The sequence below is a fragment of the Aquitalea palustris genome (genome assembly GCF_003693445.1).
In the GTDB taxonomy this organism is placed as follows: domain Bacteria; phylum Pseudomonadota; class Gammaproteobacteria; order Burkholderiales; family Chromobacteriaceae; genus Aquitalea; species Aquitalea palustris.
Window position 1 is genome coordinate 1 of record NZ_RFAR01000095.1, and the last position, 8,920, is coordinate 8,920.

The 8,920-nt window shown below is 59.9% G+C and carries 10 protein-coding genes; 2 read left to right on the top strand and 8 right to left on the bottom strand.

Features of this window, described 5'->3' with window-relative positions; all coding sequences use genetic code 11:
• The 7 genes from EAY64_RS17975 to EAY64_RS18005 form a co-directional block, all read right to left on the bottom strand.
• Positions 1 to 818: methyl-accepting chemotaxis protein (locus tag EAY64_RS17975; protein ID WP_305000383.1), on the bottom strand; the 818-nt coding region annotated here is incomplete at its 3' end.
• Positions 818 to 1,372, bottom strand: coding sequence for a PAS domain-containing protein (locus EAY64_RS17980; protein ID WP_103526105.1), 555 nt, complete (start codon positions 1,370 to 1,372; stop codon positions 818 to 820). The genes EAY64_RS17975 and EAY64_RS17980, both read right to left, overlap by 1 nt.
• A gap of 139 nt (positions 1,373 to 1,511) precedes the next feature.
• Entirely contained in the window at positions 1,512 to 2,192 is a 681-nt protein-coding gene (locus EAY64_RS17985; protein WP_103526106.1) for a Fe2+-dependent dioxygenase, read from the bottom strand.
• Between the two features lie 111 nt (positions 2,193 to 2,303).
• Entirely contained in the window at positions 2,304 to 4,472 is a 2,169-nt protein-coding gene (locus EAY64_RS17990; protein ID WP_103526107.1) for a TonB-dependent receptor, read from the bottom strand.
• A gap of 178 nt (positions 4,473 to 4,650) precedes the next feature.
• Positions 4,651 to 5,061: an ExbD/TolR family protein gene (locus EAY64_RS17995; protein ID WP_103526108.1), complete on the bottom strand. Its 411-nt coding sequence runs from the start codon at positions 5,059 to 5,061 to the stop codon at positions 4,651 to 4,653.
• Positions 5,048 to 5,725: a MotA/TolQ/ExbB proton channel family protein gene (locus EAY64_RS18000; protein ID WP_103526109.1), complete on the bottom strand. Its 678-nt coding sequence runs from the start codon at positions 5,723 to 5,725 to the stop codon at positions 5,048 to 5,050. Before EAY64_RS18000 ends, EAY64_RS17995 begins: the two co-directional genes overlap by 14 nt.
• Positions 5,722 to 6,438 (bottom strand): energy transducer TonB, encoded by a 717-nt coding sequence (locus tag EAY64_RS18005; protein ID WP_158604727.1) that lies wholly within the window; start codon positions 6,436 to 6,438, stop codon positions 5,722 to 5,724. The genes EAY64_RS18000 and EAY64_RS18005 overlap by 4 nt, the downstream gene beginning before the upstream one ends.
• A gap of 172 nt (positions 6,439 to 6,610) precedes the next feature.
• Here EAY64_RS18005 and hslV point away from each other — a divergent pair, with 172 nt between their 5' ends.
• The gene (gene hslV, locus EAY64_RS18010) at positions 6,611 to 7,171 is read left to right on the top strand and encodes an ATP-dependent protease subunit HslV (RefSeq protein WP_103526111.1); all 561 of its coding nucleotides are present in this window, start codon (positions 6,611 to 6,613) and stop codon (positions 7,169 to 7,171) included.
• A gap of 68 nt (positions 7,172 to 7,239) precedes the next feature.
• On the top strand, positions 7,240 to 8,580 hold the full coding sequence (hslU, locus tag EAY64_RS18015; RefSeq protein WP_103526112.1) for an ATP-dependent protease ATPase subunit HslU: 1,341 nt from the start codon (positions 7,240 to 7,242) through the stop codon (positions 8,578 to 8,580).
• 25 nt (positions 8,581 to 8,605) lie between these two features.
• Here the strand turns inward: hslU and EAY64_RS20695 are convergent.
• Positions 8,606 to 8,920: hypothetical protein (locus tag EAY64_RS20695; RefSeq protein WP_233566508.1), on the bottom strand; the 315-nt coding region annotated here is incomplete at its 5' end.

The following is an 8,920-nucleotide window of genomic DNA, read 5'->3' on the forward strand; positions in this document are numbered from 1 at the left end:
GCGGCATTCAGTGCCAGCAGATTGGTCTGGTCGGCAATGGCGGAAATCGCCGCCAGCGATGATTCGATGCCGGTCCATTCTTGCGCCAGTGCACTGCTGGCTTCGTTCATGCTCACCACGCTGCCGGCAATCGTGTCCATATGACCTGATAGCAGTACCGCGCTGTCCAGGCTCTCGCGTGAGGCGCTGGCCGTGTCACGGGTAATGCTGGATACCTGGTCCATGGCGGTGCTGATCTGGCTCAGGTCGCTCTGGTTGCTGGCCAGGTTCTGGCGCAGATGTGGGTTATTCAGTGCGGCCAGCTGGGATGACAGGCGATTCTTGCGGATATAGCCGTCATTGTCGGCCATGGCCTGAATGGCACTGTCCACATTGCGCAGCGATTCGGCAAACATGCCGGGCAAGCCTTGGCTGAGCGGGCGGCGGCTGTAGTCATTGTCACTGACCCGGCGAAAGCTGGTGTTGATTTCCTTGAAGTAGGTTTCCACCAGATCGAGAAAGTCATTCAGCTCCCAGGCCACCAGGCCCACTTCGCCCATGTCACGGGTGCGCGAGGCGCGGTGGTGCAGCTCGCCGTCGCAGGCGTAGCCTAGCTGCTCGTGCAGGGTGTTGAGCACGGTGAAGATGCGGCCGCTGCCCCGCCAGATCATGGCGGACAGCAACAGGGAAGTCAGCACCAGGAATGCTTCCACGGCCATTCGCCAGCTATCTGGCAGCAGCAGCGAAGCCAGTACGGTGCAGATGGTCAGGATGTTGAAGCCGATCAACCAGAAGCCGAGGCGAGTGCGCAGAAAAGGGGAGGACGAGCGGCGGGCCATTATGCGGTTTTCCCGGTGGTGAGGTGGGTGTCGAGCAGCGACAGCACAAAGCTTTCATAACTGTGGCCCTGCTTTTCCAGCTCCGCCAGCAGCCACTCCATGGAGGCATCCGGTGCGCTGGCCTTGTTGTGGCTGCTTTCCAGCTGGCACATCCTGGCATAGATGGGGATGACGGTTTCCACCGCACGACGGCCCGGTGGGCGGCGTACTGAAAAGTAACCCTCCAGCTGGTTTTTGCTGTCGTAGTCCGGGGTGACGTTGGCCAGTACCCAGTAGTAATTGCCGCTGGCGGTGTAGTTTTTGACCACGCCGAAAAACTCACGCCCGGCCTGCAGTGTTTTCCACATCAGCCGGTATACGCCGCGCGGCATGTCCGGGTGGCGGATGAGATTGTGTGGTTTACCCAGTAATTCGCTTTCCGGGTATTCAGCCAATTGCATGAAAACGCGATTGGCGTAGGTGATGTGGCCGGTGCTGTCGGTCTTGGTGACAATCAGTTCATCGGCTGCGAGCTGTACTTCCTTGCTGGTTTCGGTTCTGATCAGCTGCGTCATGGAGGGTTTCCGCTGGGCTTATGCGTACAAGCATATGTCGATTAAGTAGCTCTGTAGGGAACTTTACTTACTTGTGACGGAAAATTTCATGACAGTAATCAGTTTTTTTAAGATTGAAACAAGAAATATCACCGCAAAACTATAGATCAGCCCACATGCGCAGCAGGTTGTGATAGTTCGCCGTCAGCGTCACCAGTTCGGCGGTGTCGCCGTGTTGCTGGCGCAAGCGGGAAATGGCCATGTCCATGTCGAACAGCAGGCCACGTTTGGCATCGTCCCGGATCATGCTTTGCGTCCAGAAAAACGAGGCAATGCGCGCGCCGCGCGTCACCGGTTCTACCCGGTGCAGGCTGGTGGAGGGGTAAAGCACCATGTCGCCGGCGGGCAGTTTTACACTGTGCAGGCCGTAAGTATCTTCCACCACCAGCTCGCCACCGTCGTATTCGTCTGGCTGGCTGAAGAACAGGGTGCAGGACACATCGGTGCGTACCCAGCTGTGGTCAAAGGGGTGGCTGCGCACGGCATTGTCCACGTGATTGCCAAAGTCCATGCCGCCCTGGTAGCAGTTGAACAATGGCGGGAAAACGGTTTTGGGCAGCGCGGCAGAGAAGAACAGCGTATTGCGCTTGAGTGCTGCTTCCACCATGGCTTGCAGTTCGCGGGCGATGTCCAGATGCTGCGGCAATTGCAGATTGCGTTTGACCTGGGCCGACTGGCTGCCGGCGGTGATGCGGCCATCAGCCCAGTCGGCCTGGGCCAGCAGCATGCGGCCATGTGCCAGTTCTTCTGGTGTCAGCACCTCGGGGATATGCAGCAGCATGGCGTTTATTCCTTTTATATAGATTTGTCTGGATGACTCAGCCGGCCATGGTGGTGGCCGGCTGAGGGTGGCTGCCCGGTTACAACAGTGCAGCAGGGCAGCCTGGGTGGTTTAGTATTTCAAGCCGATGGTCAGCTGTGCCTCACGCGGCGTGCCCAGGGTGGCATGGCCGCCATAGGCGCCGTCGTAATAGGTCTTGTTGCTGAGGTTGTTCAGGTTCAGCTGCAGGCGGTAATGCTTGGTCTCATAGCTGAGCATGGCATTGCCCACGGTGTAGTCCGGCAGGTAGTTGACATTGGTTTCGGTGGCATAGCGTTTGCCGACATAAGTGGCACCAATACCGCCGGTGATCTGGTCGGTAAACTTGTAGGTGGTCCAGATATTGGCGGTCGCGCGCGGGGTGTAGCGCGGCATCTTGCCCTCGGTACCGGTCTGGCCCTGCGATGGCGGTGCAGCCTTGTCGATCTTGGAGTCCATCAGGGTGACGCCGGCAAAGACTTCCCAGCGCTCGGTCAGCCGGCCGCTACCTTCCACTTCCACGCCATTGGTGTGACGCTTGCCAGACAGTACTACCACGCTGGTATCCAGCGGGTCGGTGTTGCGCTCGTTGGTTTTCTCGATGCGGAACAGCGCCGCACGCAGGCTGGCATCGCCATCCAGCAGATCCCACTTGGCCCCCAGTTCGATATTGCGGTTTTTCTCCGGGTCGACCTTGGCGGTGGCCTTGTCCAGCGCATAGGTTTCGCCAGACGGGTTGAACGAGGTGCCATAGCTGAAGTAGTAGGACTGGGCCAGATCAGGCTGCCAGATCAGGCCACCGCGCCAGCTCCACACATTGTCGGTACGGGACAGATCGTAGCTGTTGCTGCTGTTCAGACTGCCATTGGCATTGTAGCCACGCACATTGTAATCACCATCGAAACGGTCGAAGCGCGTGCCCAGCACGGCTTTCCACTGCCGGGTCAGCTCAATGGTGTCCATGGCGTAGAGGCCAATATTACTGGCCTGAAACTGGGTATTGCTGGTGCGATAGCGTGCCAGATTCACGGCGGCGGCCGAGTCGGGGTTGCCCACGGTGGTGGACGGCGGGTTGTTGCGCAAGGCATAGCGGCTGGTGTCGGACAGCTCGTAGCTCAGCTCCATGCCGGTCAGCAGGGTGTGGCGGATGTCACCGGTGGCAAAGCGGCTGGTCAGGTCGGTCTGGTTATTCCACGACTGGTCCACCCCGTCGCGCAGCGGCTTGCTGCGGTTCATGATGGCATTGTCACTGGTATTGCTGCTGGCCAGGCGCGGGGCAGTGGGGCTGACATCACGCCAGAAGCGGTTGTAGCGCAGCTGGTTGGACAGCTCCATGCCATCGCCAAAATCGTGGGTGATTCTGGCCGTGACGATGTCAGCGCTGGTTTTTTCGTAGTCGCTGTCAAAACCGTAAAACTTGCTGCGGTCCACGCCCAGTGGCTGACGGGTCGCCGGGTTATACGGTACGCCGTAGTCCGGCACATTGTTTTCTTCCTGATGCATATAAGACAGCACCACCGTGGTGGGCTCGCCCAGGCCGAAGGCGACCGATGGCGCAATGCCCCAGCGTTCGTTCCTGGCCGCACCACGATCACTGCCGTCATGGGTGTCCATCAGGTTCAGCCGCACGGCAGAGTGGTCACCGGTCATCTGGTTGATGTCGGCGGTCACGCGCTGGAAGTCATTGGTGCCAATGGTCAGGTCACCGTCCAGCTTGCTGCCAAGATAGGGGGATTTGCTGACCTGATTGACCACGCCGCCGGTAGAGCCGCGGCCAAACAACATCGAGCTGGCGCCCTTCAGTACTTCCACCTTGTCATCGTTGAAGGCATCGCGGTTGTACTGACCGATGTCGCGCATGCCGTCGCGATAAGTATCGGTGGCAGCGGAAAAGCCGCGAATCACCACCTGGTCGCCGGTGCGGCCACCTTCGCCTGCGGCAAAGGTAATGCCGGGCACATTGCGCAGGGCATCTTTCAGCGTGGCGGCGCCCTGGTCCTGCATCAACTGCTGGTTGACCACGGTAATGGACTGCGGGATATCGCGTAGCTGCTGCTTGGTTTTGCCGATATTGCTGGTCACCGTCTTGTAGGTGTCGCGTACCGGGGCTTCACCTTCTACGGTGACGGTTTCCAGTGTCTGGCCGGTTTCAGCCGCCAGCGCCAGGCTGGGGCTCAGCGCCACGGCCAGCATGCCGACTGCCATGCGTGCCGGCAGTTTGCGCTGCTGCAGGTGGGCGGATTGCTGCAAGCTCTGTTTCATGGATTCCTCTCTTATTGTGTGTCATGCACGGTGTTATGCCTGCCCTGGTGCCGGGAGAACGGCGCAGCCGTCCCCGCACTCCGTGTGGGCGGAGCGTTGCAAGGGGCAAGGCATGGGGTGGGACCGGCCGGTGTGTCACCCCCGTGACGTACCGGCCAGCAAAAAGAGCGCGGTTGCGCTAAGGCGCTTCGGTGACGAAGCCAATGCGGCTGACGCCGCTTTGCTGAGCAGCGGCCAGCGTGGTGGCCACCAGCTCGTAACGCACGCTCTTGTCGGCACGCAGGTTCAGTTCAACCTTGGGGTTGGCCTGCACGGCTGCGCTAAAGCGTGCGGCCAGTGCCTCGCGGCTGACCGGCTGATCGTTCCAGAACACGCCGCCATCGGCAGCGATGGACAGGCGGATTTGCTCCGGCTTGTCCTGATGCTGTGCCGCCGCCGCTTGTGGCAGATCCAGCTTCACGTTATTGGTCAGCAGCGGTGCGGTGATGATGAACACCACCAGCAGCACCAGCATCACATCCACCAGTGGTGTGGTGTTGATTTCGGCCATCGGCGCGCCGGGGCCTTTGTCGAAACTACCGAAGGCCATGGTCGGACTCCGGCTGGGTCAGCAGTTGGGCATGCAGATCATGGGCAAAATGATCCAGCTGCTGCGACATCACGCGCTGGGTCCGGGTGAAGGCGTTATAGGCCAGCACTGCGGGAATGGCGGCGGCCAGACCCGCTGCAGTGGCGATCAGTGCCTCGCCAATCGGCCCGGCCACGGTGGCAATGCTCACCTGGCCGGCGCTGCCGATATTCACCAGCGCGTGGTAAATCCCCCAGACAGTACCAAACAGCCCGATGAACGGTGCGGTGGAGCCTATCGAAGCCAGCAGGGTCATGCCGGCTTCTTGCCGGGCATTTTCCTGTGCTAATGCCTTGCGGATGGCGCGGGTGACGAATTCGTTCAGATCGCAGGCCTTGCCCAAGGAGCGCTCGGCATGCTGCTGATGGTGACGCAAGGCTGCCAGACCCTGGCGGGTGATCTGTGCCATCGGCGCGTTGGACTCGCGCAGGGCTTGCTCGGCACTGTGCCAGTCCGGGGCATCCCACAGGGCTGTTTCGGCCTGGCGATTAGCCTGACGCAGACGCAGGGTTTGCACCCCGCGCTGCAGGATCAGCGACCAGGTGGCAATCGACATCAGGATGAGAATCATGAATGTTGTGATCAACACAACATCCCCTTGCTGGAAGACGGTCAGTAGCTTCATGGTTTACGCAGGTTCTTCAGGGAAAATTGAACAGGGACAATAAAGGTATAAGGAATGGCCTCGTCACCACGCTTGGCTGGGATGAATTTCCAGCCGCGCACTGCGGTCAGCGCCGCCCGGTCCAGCCGGGGAAAGCCGCTGCTTTGCTCCAGCTCCACCGCAACGGGCAGTCCCTGGGCGCTCACCTGCACGCGCAGGCGCACGGTGCCACTTTCTTCCATCTCGACCGACAGCGGCGGATATAGCGGCTTCGGATTATTCAGATAACCACCACGGTACAGTGGCTCGTGTACCACGGGCGTGGGGGCTGGTGTCGTCGCCGCGCTTACCGGCGTGTCGGGGCTGGTTGGTGCGCTGTCCGGGTGTTCGCTGCTGGCGCTGGCCGGCTTGGCTGAAGCTGCGGCGGTGTGGGCGGGCGCTTGCGGCGGTGCTGCCGGTTTCGGCTTGGCCGAGGTCACCGGGCGAGCCGGGGGGGCTTTGGCCGCACTGTGCTGTTTGTCCTGCTGGACGGCTGGTGCCGGAGCCGGCTTGCTAACCGTACTGGGAGCCGCCAGCGTCATGGCCGGCAGGCTCTCGAGCCGGGGCAGCTGTACCGCCGTCTGGCTGGCCAGTATGCCGGTCAGTAACAGCAAGGCCAGCGCATGCAGGCCACAGCTGCCCAGCACCGCGCCGGTGGCCGGCGTAGTGTCGGAGGAGTGGAGTCTCAGGTTCATGGTGATAATGATAATGCAAACTATTATCATTATCAATTGTTAAGCTGAGTGAAGAGCTGTAATGCCAGCACCCCTGGCGCTGTCAGGGTCGGCTTGCAATCCCGGTGATTGGCTGCATATTGGAAAATGCACGTCTGCATGGCGCAGACCACCTAATGTATTGGAAACAAACATGCAGCAGTTTGACGGAACCACCATCGTTTCCGTCCGTCGCGGCGAGCGCGTGGCGCTGGGCGGCGACGGCCAGGTAACCCTGGGCAATATCGTGATCAAGTCCACGGCCCGCAAGATACGTCGTCTCTATCACGGCAAGGTGCTGGCCGGATTTGCCGGCGGCACGGCCGATGCCTTCACCCTGTTCGAACGCTTTGAAGCCAAGCTGGAAAAGCACCAGGGCCATCTGGTGCGCTCCGCTGTCGAACTGGCCAAGGACTGGCGCACCGACCGCATGCTGCGTCGGCTGGAAGCCATGCTCATCGTTGCCGACCAGGAATCCACGCTGATCATCACCGGCAATGGCGACGTGCTGGAGCCGGAGCAGGGCATTGCTGCCATCGGCTCCGGTGGTGCATTCGCCCAGTCTGCCGCGCGCGCGCTGTTTGAGAACACCGAGCTGGACCCGGCGGTGGTGGTCAAGAAGTCGCTGGAAATCGCTGGCGACATCTGCATCTATACCAACCAGAACCACCTCATCGAAACGCTGGGGGCCGAACCCCAGCCGGCTGCCGAATAAACCCAGCCTTTCGTCCCCATCGATTCACGGGCCGCTGCGTTGCAAACGCGCCGGCCGGGAGTACTGTCATGACCCAGATGACCCCGCAAGAAATCGTTCACGAACTCAACAAACACATCATCGGCCAGGACGCCGCCAAGCGCGCCGTCGCCATTGCCCTGCGCAACCGCTGGCGCCGTCAGCAAGTGGCCGAGCCGCTGCGCAGTGAAATCACCCCCAAGAACATCCTGATGATCGGCCCCACCGGCGTGGGCAAGACCGAAATCGCCCGCCGCCTGGCCCGCCTGTCCGGCGCGCCCTTCATCAAGGTAGAAGCCACCAAGTTCACCGAGGTCGGTTATGTCGGCCGCGACGTCGACACCATCATCCGCGATCTGGTGGAAGTGGCGATCAAGGAAACCCGCGATGCCGCCATCAAGCGCAATCGCGTCCGTGCCGAGGATGCCGCCGAGGACCGCATCCTCGACGTGCTGCTGCCGCCTGCACGCAGCCAGGCAGGTTTCTTTGGCGAACCGCAAGCTGAAGAAAGCAAGCCGGAAGACGGTCACACCCGGCAGAAATTCCGCAAAATGCTGCGTGAAGGCAAGCTGGACGACAAGGAAATCGAAATCGAAGTAGCGGCACCGCAGTCCAAGATGGAAATCTTTGCCCCGCCCGGCATGGAAGATTTCTCCAGCCAGTTGCAAAACATGTTCCAGGGCATGAATGCCGGCAAGAAAAAGGCCAGCAAGCTGAAAGTGGCCGAGGCCTTCAAGTTGTTGATCGATGAAGAAGCCGCCAAGCTGGTGAATGAAGACGAACTCAAGGCCGAGGCACTAAAGAATGTCGAGCAAAACGGCATTGTCTTCCTTGATGAAATCGACAAGGTCACCAGCCGCTCGGAAGGGCAGGGGGCCGATGTCTCGCGCGCTGGCGTACAGCGCGACTTGCTGCCCTTGGTAGAAGGCACCACTGTCTCGACTAAATACGGCATGGTCAAGACAGACCACATCCTGTTTATTGCCTCTGGCGCCTTCCAGCTGTCCAAGCCGTCCGATCTCATTCCGGAACTGCAAGGCCGCCTGCCGATCCGGGTCGAACTCTCCTCGCTATCGGTCGACGACTTTGTGCAGATCCTCACCAGCACCGATGCCTGCCTCACCCGCCAATACCAGGCGCTGCTGGCCACCGAGGGTGTCGAACTGCAATTCGAGGAATCCGGCATTCGTCGCCTGGCCGAGATCGCCTGGCAGGTTAACGAGAAAACCGAAAACATCGGCGCCCGTCGGCTCTACACCGTAATGGAAAAACTGCTGGAAGAAGTGTCCTACGATGCGTGCTCGGGCAGCTGCCAGATTGATGCTCATTATGTGGATGGCAAGCTGGACCTGCTGTCACAACGCGAAGATCTCGCCCGCTACGTCCTCTGATTTCCCGCTGACTCTCTATATAGAGTCAGCCAGGAAGCCCCAGACAGCGCCCGACAGGGCGCTGTCTGCTTGTTGGACGTCGAGATAACCATGCTAAATGGCATAAATACAGAATTAATTCACGATTCGCTGAGCAGATTGCTAATCTGGCTGGCGTCGCCTGATGGGCGATTGCCGTTTTTCTGCGGTAAGTCAGCAGGATGATTAAAAAAATTAAACATAAAAATCTTTTTAAATCATAAAGATAAAAATGATCTTGTGAATTATGGCCATTTTTCAGTAAAAAGGCATTGACGAGGGGTGGGTGTGGCGGTATAGTTCGCCTCCTCAGCAGACAACG

Excerpts from the sequence above, each read along its gene's own strand:
- EAY64_RS17985 (WP_103526106.1), bottom strand. The coding sequence starts at position 2,192 with ATGCTGCTGCATATCCCCGAGGTGCTGACACCAGAAGAACTGGCACAT.
- hslV (WP_103526111.1), top strand. The coding sequence starts at position 6,611 with ATGCAGCAGTTTGACGGAACCACCATCGTTTCCGTCCGTCGCGGCGAG.
- EAY64_RS18005 (WP_158604727.1), bottom strand. The coding sequence starts at position 6,438 with ATGAACCTGAGACTCCACTCCTCCGACACTACGCCGGCCACCGGCGCG.
- EAY64_RS17980 (WP_103526105.1), bottom strand. The coding sequence starts at position 1,372 with ATGACGCAGCTGATCAGAACCGAAACCAGCAAGGAAGTACAGCTCGCA.
- EAY64_RS18000 (WP_103526109.1), bottom strand. The coding sequence starts at position 5,725 with ATGAAGCTACTGACCGTCTTCCAGCAAGGGGATGTTGTGTTGATCACA.
- EAY64_RS17995 (WP_103526108.1), bottom strand. The coding sequence starts at position 5,061 with ATGGCCTTCGGTAGTTTCGACAAAGGCCCCGGCGCGCCGATGGCCGAA.
- hslU (WP_103526112.1), top strand. The coding sequence starts at position 7,240 with ATGACCCAGATGACCCCGCAAGAAATCGTTCACGAACTCAACAAACAC.
- EAY64_RS17990 (WP_103526107.1), bottom strand. The coding sequence starts at position 4,472 with ATGAAACAGAGCTTGCAGCAATCCGCCCACCTGCAGCAGCGCAAACTG.